Genomic DNA, 16,456 nt, shown 5'->3' with positions numbered 1-16,456 from the left:
AAACGGTGATGCAGCGTTTCTCTGTTGCGCCCATGCTCGATTGGACGGATCGTCACTGCCGTTACTTCCATCGTTTATTGTCTGGGCGCACTTTGCTGTTTACTGAAATGGTCACCACAGGCGCGATCATTCATGGTAAAGCGGATTACCTTGCTTACAACGAGCAGGAGCATCCGGTGGCGTTGCAACTGGGGGGATCGGATCCGGCGGATTTGGCAACATGCGCTAAGCTGGCGGCCGAGCGTGGTTATGATGAAATTAACCTCAACGTAGGTTGCCCATCGGATCGGGTGCAAAACGGGCGATTTGGGGCGTGCTTAATGGCTGAACCTGAGCTGGTGGCGCAGTGCGTGGCCGCGATGCGTGAAGTAACCGATGTGCCTATTACGGTGAAAACTCGCATTGGTATTGATGAACAAGACAGCTATGAATTTTTGACTGACTTTGTGGGTATCGTCAGTGAAAAGAGTGGCTGCGATATGTTTACCGTGCATGCACGTAAGGCGTGGTTGAAAGGTCTGAGCCCTAAAGAAAATCGGGAGATCCCGCCGCTGGATTACCCGCGTGTGTACCAGCTGAAAAAAGATTTTCCGCACCTGACGCTTGCCATCAATGGCGGGGTGAAAAGCCTTGAGGAGGCGGAGCAGCACCTTGCGCATCTTGATGGTGTGATGGTTGGCCGCCAAGCCTATCAGAGCCCGTTTATGTTGGCCGAGGTCGATCAGCGTTTATTTGGTAAGACAACCCCTCGCATTACACGTCGCCAAGCCGTCGAGGCGATGTTCCCATACATCGAGCAGCAGCTTACTCACGGGGCGCAACTCAATCATATCAGCCGCCATATGTTAGGTCTGTTTCAAAATATGCCAGGCGCGCGGCAGTGGCGCCGTTATATCAGCGAGAATGCGCACAAGCCGGGCGCTGGGATTGAGGTACTGACCACTGCAATGGGCCATATCCCTGAACAATGGCTTGACGCCTGATCCGGTGAAAATCACCACTTGTTGGTTTCAATCTAACCGCACCTTCATTTCATCTTGAAGGCATTTCTGTAATCTATTGAATTAATGATCAATTATCGAGTGACAAATTGGCCTAAAACCTGCAAAGTCTGTCTCGCTATCAAGACAAGGAGATCGCAATGATCGAAATACTCTTTCTGATTGGCTTTGCTGTTGTATTGTTCATGACAGGCGTGAGCATCATGGGCATGGTGCTGGCCATGCTGGCAGGCTTTGCTGTGATGATGTTGGCCGGGATGATAGGGACCCTGCTTAAGCTACTACCATGGCTTTTGGTGATCGCTTTGGTCGTTTGGCTGGTTAAACGCCAGCGTCGCGGCCGCAAAGGTGAGCCTGAAGTGATTATCAATGAAAAGCGCTGGGCACGATTCCGTCGCCGCTAAGCGCACAAAATTTGCGCGTTGACACAGCAAACGCATGCTGTTGCGGTTTTTTCTCTTCACCTCGGCACAAAGCTTGCTATTATTCTAAGCAATCGGCGACAAGGCATGGCTTTGCCGCCTCCGCGTGACGACCTTTTTTAATCGACAATGTGGAGAGTTTCATGAAAACCACTTCAATGACGCTTGCCGCCGCAGCGTTTACCGCGCTACTGGCCATGCCGTCTCAAGCAGCCACCCTTGCCGGGGGAAAAGTCGGCGCTGATGCTTGGTTTATGGATGCTGACGTCAATAATGTAGAAGCCGATGATGCGAGCACGGCTGGCTCTTACTATGCGGCAATTGAGCACCCACTTCCGCTGATCCCCAATGCAAAAATCCGTCAAACGTCGGTGAGTGTTGATGGAGCAGATACGGGAAAAGTTGATTTTGACCAAATCGATTTTGTTGCCTACTACGAGTTTCTCGATAACGATCTCGTATCGGTGGATGCGGGCATTAATATGCAGCGTTTCCAATCTGGCAAGTTTCAAGGACAAAGCTTTGACGAGTGGCAACCGAACATTTATGCCGATGCACGTGTAGGTCTAGTCGGCACGCCTTTATTTGTATTTGCCACCGTGAGCAAAGGCGAGTTTGATGGTACCAGCACCTTGGATGCCGAAGCGGGCTTGCAATATCAGTTAGGTTTAGTGGCCGCTGATTTGAACGTACGAGGCGGGTATCGGATGATTGATCACGATTTCGATTATTTTGACAATAACAAAGGTGAGCTTGATCTGACTGGCTTCTTTGTTGGTGCAGAGCTCGACTTTTAATCGGTTGAACGTCAAGGCAACGAGTAAAAACCGCGCATAGGCGCGGTTTTTTTATACCTGAAGATTCCTCCTATTCGCATCTGTCGCCCATGTCTCACTGCGACTTTCGCCTAATACCCAGCGATAAAAAACTCTGCCACGCTTTTTGAGTAATAACGGCAAGGAGAGAGCAGTACGTGCTCCGCCATCAACTCAAACATGGAATAAGGAAAGAGTATGATTTACGCAAAACCAGGAACAGATGGGTCAGTGGTGAGTTTTAAGTCGCGTTATCAAAACTTTATTGGAGGTGATTGGGTGCCGCCGGTGAAAGGCCAGTATTTTGCCAATACGTCACCGTGCACTGGCGAAACCCTTGCTGAAGTGCCGCGCTCAAGTAGCGATGATGTCGATCTGGCACTGGATGCGGCTCATGGCGCCAAAGACGCATGGGGCAAAACCTCTGTCACTGATCGCGCCAATATTCTGTTAAAAATTGCTGATCGGATTGAAGCGAACCTCGAAATGCTCGCGGTGGCGGAAACCTGGGAAAACGGTAAAGCGGTGCGTGAAACTCTGGCGGCCGATATTCCGCTTTGCGCCGACCACTTCCGCTACTTTGCCGGCTGTATTCGTGCTCAAGAGGGCACCGCGGCGGAGTTGGATGCGGGCACAGTGGCGTATCATATTTACGAGCCATTGGGGGTGGTAGGACAAATCATTCCGTGGAATTTCCCCTTGCTGATGGCGTCATGGAAGCTTGCGCCGGCCTTGGCGGCTGGGAACTGCGTGGTGCTAAAGCCGGCGGAGCAAACCCCAACTACCATCTTGCTGCTGATGGAATTGATTGGTGATCTATTGCCAGCGGGTGTGGTTAACGTGGTCAATGGTTATGGCGCCGAAGCCGGACAAGCACTTGCCACATCGCCCCGGATTGCCAAACTGGCGTTCACAGGCTCTACGCCAGTCGGTCATCACATTCTACGTTGCGCGGCGGAAAACCTCATTCCTTCAACCGTGGAGCTGGGTGGAAAATCGCCCAACATCTATTTTGAAGACGTGATGCAGCAAGAAGAAGCCTATATCAATAAAGCGGTAGAAGGCCTGTTGCTTGGCTTTTTCAACCAAGGCGAAGTATGCACCTGTCCGTCGCGCGCGCTGATCCAGGAAAGCATCTACGACGACTTTATCGCACGCGTGATAGAGCGTGCAGGGACGATAAAACAAGGTAACCCGCTCGATACCGAGACCCAAGTGGGCGCGCAAGCGTCCGATGAGCAGTTCGATAAGATCATGAGCTATTTGAAGGTCGGTCAAGAAGAAGGCGCGAAGGTCTTAATTGGCGGTAGCCATCAGGATTTGGGCGGCGGCTATTACGTGCAGCCGACCTTACTGCAAGGGCACAATGACATGCGTGTGTTCCAAGAAGAGATTTTTGGGCCGGTGATTGGAGTGACCACCTTTAAAGACGAGGCGGAAGCGTTAGCGATTGCCAACCACACCGAGTACGGGTTGGGCGCAGGGCTTTGGACACGTGATATGAACCGCGCTTATCGTGTAGGACGTGCGATTGAAGCAGGGCGGGTCTGGACCAACTGCTATCACCTTTATCCGGCCCATGCCGCCTTTGGTGGCTACAAAAAATCCGGTATTGGACGAGAGACACACAAAATGATGCTGGGTCACTATCAACAAACGAAGAACTTACTCGTTAGCTACGACATTGATCCATTGGGCTTCTTTTAATAGAGAACCCCTCAAAGCAGAGGCGGTGATAACATCGCCTCTGCGCATCAAGCTTCCCGCATGGCAGCTTTGCTTATCTGAGACTAAACTCAATAGGTGATCCAATTGAGTGGGCAAAGCATCATGACAGCCGAACAGCTCCGTGCTTTATACCGTCAACAGCTTTTGATTGAAGCGGTCGTTGAGCCTTCGTTAGATAGCGAAGGGTGGGTGGTTGAGTGTCGACACACCAGTGGCGGTTTAATGGCGCTTACCAATGCTGAAGGGATTGAACAATGCTTTACCGATATTGACCAAGCGACCTTGAACGCGCTTGAGATTGGTTTTCAGCAAGTACGTATTGCTGACTAACATTATTTTCCCGCTCAATGACACGCGATTACGTACCTACCTTACAAAACGTTATAAAACATTCGTATCTATTCTTTATTGTTATTAATTGGTGAGGGTACGCTAGCATTCACGCAATGTTAGCAAGGAATGTCGTCACCATGTTACTCAAGGATCTCTCCGGGTTAACCAGCCCGCTTAATGATCAGCAAATAGGCCAGTTGCAACAAGCCGTGGCGGAGTTGTCACCGCAGCAACTGGCCTGGATTAGTGGTTATTTTTGGGGGTTAAGCCAAACACCTGCTGGTGAAGCGGCGGCACCCAATGCTATGCCACAAGCCAGTTCTGCCCCTAACCAGACTCTGACCATTTTGTATGCGTCACAAACCGGCAACGCTAAAGGCGTAGCGGAGGCGCTGCATCAGGAAGCGGAAGCGGCTGGGATCCCAGCCAAATTGGTGGCGGCAGATAACTACAAAGGTAAGCAACTGGGCAAAGAAACCCATGTTGTGATCGTCGCCTCTACCAATGGAGAAGGCGAGCCGCCGGATAACGCCATTGAGCTGCATGAATTTTTGCAATCCAAGAAAGCGCCCAAACTTGATCACCTGCATTATGCGGTGTTGAGCTTGGGGGATTCGAGCTATGAGTACTTCTGCCAGACGGGGAAAGACTTTGATGCCTTCTTGCAAAAGCTTGGCGCCAAGCCGATGGTCGCGCGTCTTGATTGCGATGTGGATTATGAAGCCACTGCCAGTGCTTGGCGAGAGCAAACCTTAGCCGAGGTGAAGCAGCAGTTTCAGGCCAGTGGCGATGCGCAGGTGGTGCCTCTCCATCAAGCTACCGCGCAGGCAAAATACACCAAACAATCCCCATACACGGCCGAGCTACTCACCTGCCAGCGCATTACCGGACGAGGCTCAGATAAAGCGGTTTACCATATTGAACTCGATCTCGATGAATCCGGCATTGAATATCAACCGGGTGATGCGTTGGGCGTATGGTATCAAAATGATCCCGAACTGGTGGACAGCATCGTCGCCAAGGTGGGCCTGCGTGGCGATGAAACCGTCGATATCGGTGGTGACAGCCTCTCGTTGCGAGACGCGTTAATTGCCCACTATGAGATCACCGCTTCTAACCCGCAGCAGATCACAGCGTTGGCGGCGTTATCGGAAAGCGACACACTCACCGCATTGACCGAAGACAAAGCCGCCTTGCGCGAGTTCGCGAATCGCACTCAGCTGATTGATGTGCTGGCACTGGCGGACGTCAACCTGAATGTCGAGCAGTTTCAATCGATATTGCGCCGACTGACTCCGCGTTTGTACTCAATCGCCTCTAGCCAAGCGGAAGTGGAGGACGAAGTGCACCTTACCGTCGGGCTGGTGGATTATCAGCATGAGAGCGGAGAATCACGCCAAGGCGGCGCCTCGAGCTTTCTTGCCCACCGCGCTGAAGCGGCCGAGACGGTTAAGGTGTTTGTTGAGCACAACGATAACTTCAAACTGCCAACCAGTGATGACACCCCCATCATTATGATTGGTCCAGGTACCGGTATCGCGCCGTTCCGCGCCTTCTTGCAAGAGCGAGAGCAACGCGAGGCGAAAGGCGATAACTGGTTGTTCTTTGGCGATCGCACCTTTACTGACGATTTCCTCTATCAGGTTGAATGGCAGCAATACCTTAAATCTGGCCTACTCACGCGGATGGATGTGGCCTTTAGCCGCGATCAGGCTGAGAAAGTGTATGTCCAGCAGCGATTGCTTGCGCGTGCTGAGGCGGTATGGCAATGGCTATCAAATGGCGCTTACATCTATGTGTGTGGTGATGCCAACCAAATGGCGAAAGATGTCCATGAAGCCTTAATTGAGATTGCCCAGACACAGGGTCAACAAAGCCGTGAGCAAGCGGAAACCTTTATTAATGAATTGCGCAAAGATAAGCGCTATCAAAGGGATGTGTACTAATGAGTGAACAGAAATTTGCGGGCGATACACTGGGCCCACTGGCCGATAATGAGCGTTTGAAAGAGCAAAGTGATTACTTGCGTGGCACCATTGATCAAGACTTACAGGATCCGATCACGGGGGGGTTTACCGATGATAACTTCCAGCTGATCCGTTTTCACGGCATGTATCAGCAAGACGATCGCGATATTCGCGCTGAGCGGCAAAAGCAAAAACTGGAGCCGCTGCATAATGTGATGTTGCGAGCGCGGATGCCGGGCGGGATTATTACGCCCCAGCAATGGCTAGCGATTGACAAGTTTGCCCGTGAAAGCTCGCTCTATGGCAGTATTCGCCTGACTACCCGACAAACCTTTCAGTTTCATGGTGTCCTTAAGCCGAACATCAAGCTTATGCACCAGACCTTGAATGAATATGGCATTGACTCGATTGCCACCGCCGGCGATGTGAACCGCAACGTGTTGTGCACCTCTAACCCGGTGGAGTCAGAGCTTCATCAGCAAGCCTATGATTGGGCAAAGCGCATCAGCGAGCACTTGCTGCCTAAAACCCGCGCTTACGCAGAGATTTGGCTTGATGGTGAAAAAGTCGAAGGTAGCCAAGACAAAGAGCCGATTTTGGGTGAGCGCTATCTGCCACGTAAGTTCAAAACCACGGTGGTGATCCCGCCACAAAACGATGTGGATGTGCACGCCAACGATCTTAACTTTGTCGCGATTGCGGAAAACGGACAACTGATTGGCTTTAACGTCCTCGTTGGTGGCGGGCTGGCGATGACCCATGGTGACACCAACACCTACCCGCGTCGTGCCGATGACTTTGGCTTTATTCCGCTAGAGCATACGTTGCAGATTGCTGAGGCCGTGGTCACCACCCAGCGTGATTGGGGGAACCGTTCGAACCGCAAGAATGCGAAAACCAAGTACACCCTTGATCGCGTGGGCGCGGATGTGTTCAAAGCGGAAGTGGAAAAGCGTGCAGGGGTGAGCTTTGCACCAAGCCGGCCTTATACCTTTACCGGACGCGGCGATCGCTTAGGCTGGACCAAAGGCATTGACGGCAAATACCACCTTGCCCTGTTTATCGAAAATGGCCGTTTGCGTGATACGCCAGAAAAACCTCTCAAAACCGGCATGGCAGAGATCGCTAAGATCCACCAAGGCGATTTTCGTATGACCGCCAACCAGAATTTGATTATTGCTGGGATCCCGGAAGCGCAAAAAGACGAGATTGAAGCGTTAGCGCGTCGCTATCGGTTGATTGATGACGAACACAGTGTTCAGCGTACTAACTCGATGGCGTGTGTGTCCTTCCCAACCTGTCCACTGGCGATGGCTGAAGCCGAACGCTTCTTGCCCGACTTTGTCACGGAAGTGGAGAAAATTCAGCAAAAACATCAAGTACAAGATGATCCGATTGTACTGCGTGTAACCGGTTGCCCGAACGGCTGTGGCCGCGCGATGCTGGCTGAGGTCGGCTTGGTAGGTAAAGCGCCTGGGCGTTACAACCTGCACTTAGGCGGAAACTGGGAAGGCACCCGGATACCGAAAATGTATAAAGAGAATATCACCGATCGCCAAATCCTCGAGGAGTTGGATCAGCTGATTGGTCGCTGGGCGACAGAACGCGAGCCGGGCGAGCACTTTGGTGATTTCTTGATCCGTGGCGAGGTGATTGCCCCCGTGCATGTCTCTAAGAGGGATTTTTATGCCTGAAACCATTCAACCCAACGCGACGTTAGCCTTAGCTGACATTGCCGCGATGAATAAAAGCCAGCAAGCCTTGGCATTGGCGGAGGTCAATGCCAGCTTGGAAACACTCTCGGCACCTGAGCGTATCGCCTGGGCGTTAGAGCACCTTGAGGGGCAATTTGTCCTGTCGTCGAGCTTTGGGGTGCAAGCCGCGCTGATGCTGCATTTGGTCAGCCAAGTGAAATCGGACATTCCGGTGATTTTAACCGACACCGGCTATTTGTTTGCGGAAACCTATCGGTTTATCGATACCCTCACCACACGGTTGGATTTAGACTTACGGGTATATCGCGCCGCACTCAGCCCTGCTTGGCAAGAAGCGCGTTATGGCCAGCTGTGGGAGCAAGGCGTGGAGGGGATCACCCAATACAATCAAATCAACAAAGTTGAGCCAATGAAGCGTGCGCTGCGAGAGCTAAACGCCGGCACCTGGTTGTCGGGATTGCGCCGGGGTCAATCAGACTCTCGCGCCAATTTGCCGATACTCAGTGTTCAGCATGGGGTGTTTAAGTTTTTGCCCGTGATTGATTGGTCGAACCAAGCGGTGGATGACTATCTGCGCGAGCACGACTTGCCTTATCACCCCTTGCGTGATCAAGGCTATGTATCAGTGGGCGATGTGCATACTACCCAGCGCTTGGAGCCAGGAATGCGTGATGAACAAACGCGCTTTTTTGGCTTAAAACGCGAATGTGGATTGCACGAAGACGACTTGAATGATGGCGCTGGCATCTAGCGTGTTGAGTCTTGTCGGCGACAACGCTTCTCTCAAACGTCACCCTAGGGTGGCGTTTTTTTGTTCAAATACGCGGAACTTGTCTATCTTTTTTATTGAGTGATTCGTCAGCCGTGCTGTGTTTTGTGCTATATATAGCGGGTAAAGCTAGGAGGCATAAATATAAGCGCCGAGCTTTTATTCAACACGTCACGGATGCTCCATTTATGTGACCAACAGTGAAGCTTATGAACAAAAAATTCTCTTTAGTGGCGCTTGCCGTCGCCGGTGTCGTTGCCCTTGGGGCGCCCGCCGTCATCGACTATTCCTCGCCTACGCCGTCAACGCCGGATACCGGCAACCGTTACATGGGGCATGGCAACGGCTGGCTAGAAGTGAGCACCTCCACCTTTGGCGACAATATTCAGCGTGTTCAGCAGAAAGTCAGCGAAGGCACCAAGATTTGTGTGGTGATGAAAGCCGATGCCTATGGCAATGGGATTGCTGGTCTTTTACCCACTGTGATTGCCAGTGGCATTGACTGTGTTGGCATTGCCAGCAATGAAGAAGCACGGACCTTGCGTGAAGGTGGCTTTACCGGCGAGATCATGCGTGTGCGCACCGCGACCTTACAGGAAATGGAGAGTGCATTAGCATTGAATATGCAAGAGCTGATTGGCTCAGCAGAGCAAGCCGAGCAAATGCGGCAACTTGCCGACAAACATGATGTGACCATTCCGGTTCACATGGCGTTTAATGCTGGTGGAATGGGTCGTAATGGCATCGAGATGAACGAGGAAGCGGGTAAGCAAGTCGCGTTGGATATTGCCACTGACCCGCGCTTTGACGTGGTGGGAATCATGACGCATTTTCCTAACTACGAAGCGGATTATGTTCGCAGCAAATTGGGACAATTTAAAACCAACAGCGAATGGTTGATTGAACAGGCAGACTTGAAACGTGAAGATGTCTTGCTGCATGCCGCGAACTCGTTTGTCACCTTAAACGTGCCAGAGGGGCATTTTGATATGGTTCGCCCTGGCGGTGCGCTATACGGCGATCAGCCTACCAACCGAGAGTTTCCGCCCATCATGAGCTTTAAGACCAAGGTGGCCTCTGTTCATCATTTGCCTGCTGGTAGCACGGTCGGTTATGACAGCACTTATACCTTGGAGCGCGATTCTATTCTGGCTAATTTACCGGTCGGCTATTCGGATGGTTTCCCACGTAAAATGGGTAATGATGCCGATGTGCTCATTCAGGGCCACCGAGTGCCTGTTGTTGGCGTTGCATCAATGAACACTATTATGGTTGATATTACGGATATTGCTGATCAGGTGGCCCCTAATGACGAAGTGGTGCTATTCGGTCAGCAAGGGGAGCAAACCATTGGGGCAGTGGAGTATGAGACCAAGGCGGATGTGATTTTTCCAGAAATCTATAGCTGGTGGGGCGCGGTGAACCCACGTGAGTACGTGCAATAACGCTAGATGAAAAGACAAAAAGCGATGCCGAGGCATCGCTTTTCTCATTCCTGATTGGGCGCTTGTATTCAGTCAGCGATTACAGGATGTCGAGTAGCTCAACTTCAAACACAAGAGCGGCAAACGGAGGAATGGCTGCGCCAGCGCCACGCTCGCCGTAGGCCAGATCTTGTGGTACATACAGCTTCCACTTAGAGCCAACCGGCATCATTTGCAGGGCTTCAACCCAACCTTTAATCACACCTGTTACAGGGAACTCAACCGGCTCGCCACGCGTGACTGAGCTATCAAATACGCTGCCATCAACCAATTGACCGTGATAGTGAACACGCACCTGCTTATCGCTGGTTGGGATCTCGCCGTCACCTTGTACCAGCACCTCGTACTGCAAACCTGACTCTGTCACAGTCACTTCTTCACGCTTGGCATTATCTGCCAAGAAGGCATCGCCTTCTGCCGCTTGTGCTTTTGCAGCCTCTTGACGAACTTCTTCCGCTTTTGTGTGAAGCTCACGCAATGCGTTATTGATGTCGTCAATTTCAATCTCTGGCATTTGGCCAGCTAGCGCGGTGCTGATGCCTTTTGCAATCGCATCAACGTGCAAGCCTTCTAGGCCGCTACCGGCAAGCTGTTGACCCATTTGTAGGCCGATGCCATAGCTCGCCTTCTGCTCGACAGTTTCCAGTTGTACGTCAGACATAACGTCTCTCTTTTTTGCGTCAATAAAGTGTGAAAGGATAACAGGTGATGGTTTCGTGGGTAAACTTTTGTGCCAATAAGGCGTCCAAGATGAGGACAAAACAACAAAACATGCGCGGAGTGGCAATGAAGTTAACAGCAATGCGTTCACACTGGAACAAACTGCGTGCTGGATGGCGAGAGAAACTTAACGCGAAGTGGACAAACCGGCCCCACTTGAACCATGGTCTACCTGGTTTGGAGCCGTTAAAACAGCTTTGGCGACGTCTTCCTGTGTTACATCGACGCCTATTGATAGTGCTGATCCCGATTGTATTGGTGTTGGCTATGCTTCCCAGCCCCTCGCCCAAAGCCCCCTCGCCGCAAACTCGTCAACCCGTCGCCCTGAATACGGGGACGAATGCGTCGTCTGCGTCGCAAGATGATTCGTCCGTCGCGGCGTCAACCGCTGAACCTGCGACTCAACAAGCTGAAAAAACAGAAAATAGCCCTTGGGTGAGCCATCAAATTGAGCCCGGTGACACGCTGGCCAAAGTCTTTCGTCGCTACGATTTAGCGTTAACCGATCTGTATGCGATTGCTAATATTGAAGGTGAGGGAAAGCCGATTAGTCGCATCCAGCCAGGGCAGTGGATCCGCTTTAAACGTACACAGAGTGGTGCGTTAGATATTCTGCAAATCGAAACCGAGAAAGGGCAATCGGTACTCTATTTCCGTTTGTCTGATGGCGGGTTTGCTCGCCAGCGTTAGTCTTTTGATGTCAAGAATCCAACCGAAAGCACAGTAACAGGGTGCTTTCGGTACTCAGCCTCGCTTTATCTAAGTCGTGTTCTATCTTTTTTCTACTCGGTGTGTGATTAAAGTCGCTGCCGGACGATTTTTGATCTACTTTTTATAAATCGGTCAATAGGGCCGAATACGCTACACCATTGGGGCGGAAAAGGGATAAGTTGCTGTTCAGGGCAAGAATGTCTACTCAATCAGCCATCATTGTATGACAGACTTTTTGCAAAAATAATGAGTCTCTCATCACACTTTGGTTATTTTTTGTGCTAGCATTCGTGCCGCTGTGTAGGACAGACACGCAAGCCCGCCTCAACATGGATGTCTAGGCATTAACACGCTAATCACTATTTTGTTGAGGACTCGCTTTTCCATGTTGAAAAATCTATCTATTGGTAAAAAGTTTACGGCGGCTTTTTCCCTAATTGGTATCGCTGTGGTGATCTTTGGGTTTTACATTTTTACCCAAGTCAGCGGCATGCGCGATAATATGCTGAACTTTACTGACGATACCCTCCCTGCAGTGCTTGAGATCGAGCGACTCAATGAAGAGATAATACGTATTCGTCAAGATCAGTATGCGGTGCTCACCTTTGACGATCCAGCAACACGGCGTGAAATCTTGGGCGAAATCGATGTCATGAAGCGCGATTACAGCCGCGCGCTTGATGCGTATGAAGAAAGCCTTTGGTATGACAACGAGCGTGCTATTTTTACTCGTATTCAAAATCACTGGGACCAATACAATCAAGAGCTCAGTGCTTTTCCTGACAGAGTCGAAGCAGGACAACTGACCGCGGCGCAAAAAATCCTATCTAACTCGTTTGGCACCTTTGGCCAGTTGGATAAATCGCTTAAAGAAATGTCTGAGCTGACCCAAGGTTTTATTACCTCAAACCGCACCTCCATGCTGAATCAAGTGTCGACAGTGAGCATGACCATTATCGGGGTACTGCTTGCGGTGATCGCCTTTATGATTGTGGTAGCGGTGGTCTTCACCCGCGCGATCATTAATCCGCTACGTATGGTGATGGAGCAATCGTCTGCGATTGCCAAGGGCGACCTGACTTACCAGTTAGATCGTAGCCAGATTGGCAATGATGAAATGGGTAAATTGGCCGATTCCAGTATCGCTATGCAAGACAGCCTGCGCAGCTTAATCGAAGAAGTAATTGCCGCGGTAACCCAGCTAAGCAGTGCGGTCGAAGAAGTGAGTGCGGTATCGAGCCAAACCTCGACGGGGATGCAAAATCAGCAACATGAAGTGTCGCAAGTGGCGACCGCGATGGCGCAAATGAAAGCCACCGTGGCGGATGTGGCGCAGAACACCGAGAGCTCATCCACCGCGGCCAATGAAGCGAGTGAGCAGTCTCGCATGGGCGCACAAGACATTGACGGTATGGTAGCTTCGATTCGTAAAGTTGCCGAGGATATGCGTCAAACCGGCGATACCGTGAGTGAGCTCGATCAGCAGTCGAAACAAATCAACATGGTGGTGGATGTGATTCGTGATATCGCAGAGCAAACCAACTTGTTGGCCTTGAACGCGGCAATTGAGGCGGCGCGTGCGGGTGAGTCTGGTCGTGGCTTTGCGGTGGTCGCGGATGAAGTGCGCACCCTGGCGGGCCGGACGCAAGACTCGACCGGTGAAATCACCACCATCATTGAGAAACTGCAGCAGTTTGCAACTCAGGCTAGCAATGCTACCACCCAAAGTTGTGAGAGCATCGAGCAATGTGTGGAGCAGGGCGATCAGGCGCAGCAATTGGTGCGTGGGATTGAAACCTCAGTGGAAAATATTGCTGATATGGGCATGCAGATCGCCAGTGCTTGTGGTGAGCAAGACTCGGTAGCGGATGAGCTAAGCCGCAATATCGAGCGCATCAATGACTCAGCCCAAGAAGTGGCGGGTGGCGCCGATCAAACCGCGCAAGCCTGTAGCGAACTGAGCCAATTGGCGCAATCACTGCAAAGCACTATGCAGCGTTTCCGTCTAACTAAATAGGTCGAACCGCCAATAGATGAAAAAATCCCGCTGATTCAGCGGGATTTTTTGCTTAAACGGCAGACGTCTCACTGACCGCTAAACGCATATCGATATGGGGGATACCATCTTCTAAGTAAACGTCGGAAAACGCGACAAAACCGTGTTTTTGGTAAAAGCGTTGTAAGTGTGCTTGAGCGCCTATTTCGATATTCTGCTCGGGCCATTGTTGTTGGCATACTTGAATGGCTTGGCGGACCAGCTGATGACCCCATTGCCCGTTGCGATGAGTGGGCGCAATAATCACGCGACCAATACTGCTCCCTAAGTAACTTACCCCAGGGGCGAGAATGCGGGCATAGGCGGCAAGCTCGCCGTTTAGCCAGCCCATTAAATGCACAGTATCTGACGCGGTATCGTGCGTGTCCAGCTCTGGATAGGCGCAGGCTTGCTCGACCACAAACACATCGACACGCAATTTCATCAGTGTGAATAAGGTGCGGGTATCCAGCGCATCAAAGGTTGCCTGTTGCCATTCCATGTCATTTCCTCTTGATTGAACATAAAAAATACCGCAGACAGGCTGCGGTATTCAAAGGCTATTTATCTTTCTGTGTTAATTACTGGCGAGGTTGGCCTAAATCAACATGATAAACGGCAAATCCGACCGCATCTTTCCCTTCTCGCGTCATCGACCAGTGGCCTTTTTGCTCGATAAACTGCGCCGCTTGCGCACTCGGGGAGGTTTCAAAGCGCACCACGGCCTCTCCCTTAATCGGGGCAATCGACCAGTTATTGTCAGCGCTAACGGTCACCTCACCTTCCTCTTCACTCACGCGACTGATGTAGTTAGCGACCACGGTACGGTTTTCATCCGGCGCGGCAAAGGCAATATGATCGCTGCCGGTGCCAGGGAACTTACCACTGTAGGCACGGTAGTTATTTGTCGCCACCAAGAAGGTTTGCTCGGGGTCAACCGGCTCGCCTTGATAGGTGAGGTTGACGATCCGTGATGCGTCTGGGTTCACTTCATTACAATCGCCGTCGTAACGCGCGGGCTGGGTGATATCAATTTGGTATTCCACCCCATCAATCACATCAAAGTTATAGGTGCGGAAACCGTCCCAGTTGATCAGCGATTGCGGCTGCGCTGCGTTTGGTTCGATTTGATTAAACTGGCCGGCGCTACACTCCAGCCATTGGGTGAGTTCGGCGCCAGAGACTTTCAGCGCCACCAAGGTATTGGGGTACAAATACAAGTCGGCGGCGTTGCGGAAGGTGAGCTGACCGGCTTCTACTTCGGTAAAGTTGGTCGGATCGTTCTTGCGTCCACCGGCCTTAAAGGGCGCAGCGGCAGAGACAACCGGAAGATCAGCCAAATCCGGATCGCCTTGGATCATGCGCTCGACATAGTCTTGCTGAGCAAGGTTAACAATCTGCACGGTCGGATCATCTTGGAGCAATGCTAAGTAGGAGTACATCACATCATTGGCTTTGCCGATCGGTTGATTCACAAAATCTTGTGTCGCTTTATGATCGGCCTCTACCGCGTCAAGCATCGCCTCATCGGCTTCAATCAATGCTTTATTGTTGGCGCGGTCAAAAATCGGCCGCGCATGTGCGTTGCTATCAGTGACTTGCCATTGGCCGTCCACTTGCTCGAGGGCGAGATCAATCACCCCCACGTGGCTCCCCCAGCGGCCGGCCATTACACTGGCCACACCGTTGATGGTGCCTTTTTCAATATCGGCACCAGGAATATTGGCAAAGTCGTCACTTGGGAATACGGCGTGTGAGTGACCAAAGGCAATGGCATCAATGCCATCGACATCGGTGAGGTAATACACGGAATCTTCGGCCATTGCTTTATACGGCGCTTGGGAGATACCAGAGTGTGGGATAGCCACCACCACGTCTGCCCCCTTAGCTTTCATCTCTGGGACGAGTTTTTCAGCAGTTTGTTTAATGTCTTTGGCGATGACCTTACCTTCAAGGTTGGCTTTATCCCAAGTCATGATCTGTGGCGGGACAAAGCCAATGTAACCGACTTTGATGGTGTGGGCATCACCGTCTTCGTCTTTGAGTTGGTATTCTTTAATTAAATACGGGTCAAAGTAGTGTGCGCCAGTTTCCGCATCAAATACGTTGGCGTTGATATACGGGAAGTTGGCGTCGTTAATCGACTCTTTTAAGAACGCTAAGCCGTAGTTGAACTCATGGTTACCGATGTTACCTACTTCATAATTGAGCAAGTTCATCGCTTTGTACACTGGGTGTACTTCGCCAGGCTTGATGCCTTTGCTGGCCATATAATCGCCCATTGGGCTGCCTTGAATAAGGTCACCGTTATCCACCAATAGCGCGTTTTGTGCTTCATCGCGGGCTTGTTTGACCACGGTGGCGGCGCGAACCAAGCCGATTTTTTGTGACGGTTTGTTTTTGTAGTAGTCGTAATCCATCACATTAGTGTGAATGTCGGTAGTTTCAATCACACGCAGGTTAATGGTGTCGGCAAACGCCGTACCAGAGGCGGCAAACAGGCCGGCAACCACCGCGGTGGCAACAGCAGAAGGCAGTAAACGCATAACAGAGTCTCCAGTGAAAAGTGTGCGTTAGTTATCAGGCAGATGAATTATGCCGTTTCTCATACCTGAAAAGCTGTGCGATTGATCGGCTTATCAGTCTTGATTGCTGCCTAACATAAGGATCTTGCACGCTTTGCGATCTCAGTCATCGTTAATCCTTTCCGTTATCGTGGCGCTCACTCTATTAAGCACAAAAAAGAATAAAAAATG

14 protein-coding genes are annotated in these 16,456 nt (G+C 51.2%); 11 read left to right on the top strand and 3 right to left on the bottom strand.

Going from position 1 to position 16,456, the window contains the following annotated elements; genetic code table 11:
* Nucleotides 1-8 precede the first annotated feature (8 nt).
* The 9 genes from dusA (at nt 9) to alr (ending at nt 10,195) form a co-directional block, all read left to right on the top strand.
* The gene (gene dusA, locus C7A19_RS02240) at nt 9-983 is read left to right on the top strand and encodes a tRNA dihydrouridine(20/20a) synthase DusA (protein ID WP_116644038.1); all 975 of its coding nucleotides are present in this window, start codon (nt 9-11) and stop codon (nt 981-983) included.
* 158 nt (nt 984-1,141) lie between these two features.
* On the top strand, nt 1,142-1,405 hold the full coding sequence (pspG, locus tag C7A19_RS02235; RefSeq protein WP_069361642.1) for an envelope stress response protein PspG: 264 nt from the start codon (nt 1,142-1,144) through the stop codon (nt 1,403-1,405).
* A 161-nt stretch (nt 1,406-1,566) separates the two neighbouring features.
* The gene (locus C7A19_RS02230; RefSeq protein WP_069361643.1) at nt 1,567-2,220 is read left to right on the top strand and encodes a TIGR04219 family outer membrane beta-barrel protein; all 654 of its coding nucleotides are present in this window, start codon (nt 1,567-1,569) and stop codon (nt 2,218-2,220) included.
* A gap of 216 nt (nt 2,221-2,436) precedes the next feature.
* Nucleotides 2,437-3,945: an aldehyde dehydrogenase family protein gene (locus C7A19_RS02225; protein ID WP_069361644.1), complete on the top strand. Its 1,509-nt coding sequence runs from the start codon at nt 2,437-2,439 to the stop codon at nt 3,943-3,945.
* A gap of 123 nt (nt 3,946-4,068) precedes the next feature.
* Nucleotides 4,069-4,296 carry a thymidylate kinase gene (locus C7A19_RS02220; RefSeq protein WP_069361645.1) on the top strand — a complete coding sequence of 76 codons (228 nt, stop codon included), beginning with the start codon at nt 4,069-4,071 and terminating at the stop codon, nt 4,294-4,296.
* 140 nt (nt 4,297-4,436) lie between these two features.
* Nucleotides 4,437-6,245 carry an assimilatory sulfite reductase (NADPH) flavoprotein subunit gene (locus tag C7A19_RS02215; RefSeq protein WP_116644037.1) on the top strand — a complete coding sequence of 603 codons (1,809 nt, stop codon included), beginning with the start codon at nt 4,437-4,439 and terminating at the stop codon, nt 6,243-6,245.
* Nucleotides 6,245-7,960: an assimilatory sulfite reductase (NADPH) hemoprotein subunit gene (gene cysI / locus C7A19_RS02210; RefSeq protein ID WP_069361647.1), complete on the top strand. Its 1,716-nt coding sequence runs from the start codon at nt 6,245-6,247 to the stop codon at nt 7,958-7,960. The genes C7A19_RS02215 and cysI overlap by 1 nt, the downstream gene beginning before the upstream one ends.
* On the top strand, nt 7,953-8,732 hold the full coding sequence (locus tag C7A19_RS02205; RefSeq protein WP_069361648.1) for a phosphoadenylyl-sulfate reductase: 780 nt from the start codon (nt 7,953-7,955) through the stop codon (nt 8,730-8,732). The genes cysI and C7A19_RS02205 overlap by 8 nt, the downstream gene beginning before the upstream one ends.
* A 227-nt stretch (nt 8,733-8,959) precedes the next feature.
* Complete coding sequence (alr, locus tag C7A19_RS02200; RefSeq protein ID WP_077600475.1) at nt 8,960-10,195, top strand: alanine racemase; 1,236 nt, start codon at nt 8,960-8,962, stop codon at nt 10,193-10,195.
* 79 nt (nt 10,196-10,274) lie between these two features.
* On the opposite strand, the gene C7A19_RS02195 is transcribed toward alr, so the two are convergent.
* On the bottom strand, nt 10,275-10,895 hold the full coding sequence (locus tag C7A19_RS02195; protein WP_069361650.1) for an FKBP-type peptidyl-prolyl cis-trans isomerase: 621 nt from the start codon (nt 10,893-10,895) through the stop codon (nt 10,275-10,277).
* 125 nt (nt 10,896-11,020) lie between these two features.
* On the opposite strand from C7A19_RS02195, the gene C7A19_RS02190 reads away from it, so the two are divergent.
* Both C7A19_RS02190 and C7A19_RS02185 read left to right on the top strand, forming a co-directional pair.
* Nucleotides 11,021-11,644, top strand: a complete 624-nt coding sequence (locus C7A19_RS02190; RefSeq protein ID WP_162300229.1) for a LysM-like peptidoglycan-binding domain-containing protein — start codon at nt 11,021-11,023, stop codon at nt 11,642-11,644.
* A 406-nt stretch (nt 11,645-12,050) separates the two neighbouring features.
* The gene (locus C7A19_RS02185) at nt 12,051-13,682 is read left to right on the top strand and encodes a methyl-accepting chemotaxis protein (protein WP_069361652.1); all 1,632 of its coding nucleotides are present in this window, start codon (nt 12,051-12,053) and stop codon (nt 13,680-13,682) included.
* Between the two features lie 52 nt (nt 13,683-13,734).
* Here C7A19_RS02185 and C7A19_RS02180 read toward each other — a convergent pair whose 3' ends face one another.
* Both C7A19_RS02180 and C7A19_RS02175 read right to left on the bottom strand, forming a co-directional pair.
* On the bottom strand, nt 13,735-14,202 hold the full coding sequence (locus tag C7A19_RS02180) for a GNAT family N-acetyltransferase (protein ID WP_116644036.1): 468 nt from the start codon (nt 14,200-14,202) through the stop codon (nt 13,735-13,737).
* Nucleotides 14,203-14,281: 79 nt separating this feature from the next.
* Nucleotides 14,282-16,246: a bifunctional 2',3'-cyclic-nucleotide 2'-phosphodiesterase/3'-nucleotidase gene (locus C7A19_RS02175; protein ID WP_116644035.1), complete on the bottom strand. Its 1,965-nt coding sequence runs from the start codon at nt 16,244-16,246 to the stop codon at nt 14,282-14,284.
* Between the last annotated feature and the right edge of the window lie 210 nt (nt 16,247-16,456).

Origin of the sequence: Salinivibrio sp. HTSP (genome assembly GCF_003390965.1) — a bacterium.
Classification (GTDB): domain Bacteria; phylum Pseudomonadota; class Gammaproteobacteria; order Enterobacterales; family Vibrionaceae; genus Salinivibrio; species Salinivibrio kushneri.
The sequence above is the reverse complement of the archived record's forward strand: the minus strand, read 5'-3'. Positions and strand labels throughout refer to the sequence as shown.

What these genes read in the sequence shown, in the direction of transcription:
- dusA (WP_116644038.1), top strand. Translation starts at nt 9, where the DNA reads ATGCAGCGTTTCTCTGTTGCGCCCATGCTCGATTGGACGGATCGTCAC.
- pspG (WP_069361642.1), top strand. Translation starts at nt 1,142, where the DNA reads ATGATCGAAATACTCTTTCTGATTGGCTTTGCTGTTGTATTGTTCATG.
- C7A19_RS02230 (WP_069361643.1), top strand. Translation starts at nt 1,567, where the DNA reads ATGAAAACCACTTCAATGACGCTTGCCGCCGCAGCGTTTACCGCGCTA.
- C7A19_RS02225 (WP_069361644.1), top strand. Translation starts at nt 2,437, where the DNA reads ATGATTTACGCAAAACCAGGAACAGATGGGTCAGTGGTGAGTTTTAAG.
- C7A19_RS02220 (WP_069361645.1), top strand. Translation starts at nt 4,069, where the DNA reads ATGACAGCCGAACAGCTCCGTGCTTTATACCGTCAACAGCTTTTGATT.
- C7A19_RS02215 (WP_116644037.1), top strand. Translation starts at nt 4,437, where the DNA reads ATGTTACTCAAGGATCTCTCCGGGTTAACCAGCCCGCTTAATGATCAG.
- cysI (WP_069361647.1), top strand. Translation starts at nt 6,245, where the DNA reads ATGAGTGAACAGAAATTTGCGGGCGATACACTGGGCCCACTGGCCGAT.
- C7A19_RS02205 (WP_069361648.1), top strand. Translation starts at nt 7,953, where the DNA reads ATGCCTGAAACCATTCAACCCAACGCGACGTTAGCCTTAGCTGACATT.
- alr (WP_077600475.1), top strand. Translation starts at nt 8,960, where the DNA reads ATGAACAAAAAATTCTCTTTAGTGGCGCTTGCCGTCGCCGGTGTCGTT.
- C7A19_RS02195 (WP_069361650.1), bottom strand. Translation starts at nt 10,895, where the DNA reads ATGTCTGACGTACAACTGGAAACTGTCGAGCAGAAGGCGAGCTATGGC.
- C7A19_RS02190 (WP_162300229.1), top strand. Translation starts at nt 11,021, where the DNA reads ATGAAGTTAACAGCAATGCGTTCACACTGGAACAAACTGCGTGCTGGA.
- C7A19_RS02185 (WP_069361652.1), top strand. Translation starts at nt 12,051, where the DNA reads ATGTTGAAAAATCTATCTATTGGTAAAAAGTTTACGGCGGCTTTTTCC.
- C7A19_RS02180 (WP_116644036.1), bottom strand. Translation starts at nt 14,202, where the DNA reads ATGGAATGGCAACAGGCAACCTTTGATGCGCTGGATACCCGCACCTTA.
- C7A19_RS02175 (WP_116644035.1), bottom strand. Translation starts at nt 16,246, where the DNA reads ATGCGTTTACTGCCTTCTGCTGTTGCCACCGCGGTGGTTGCCGGCCTG.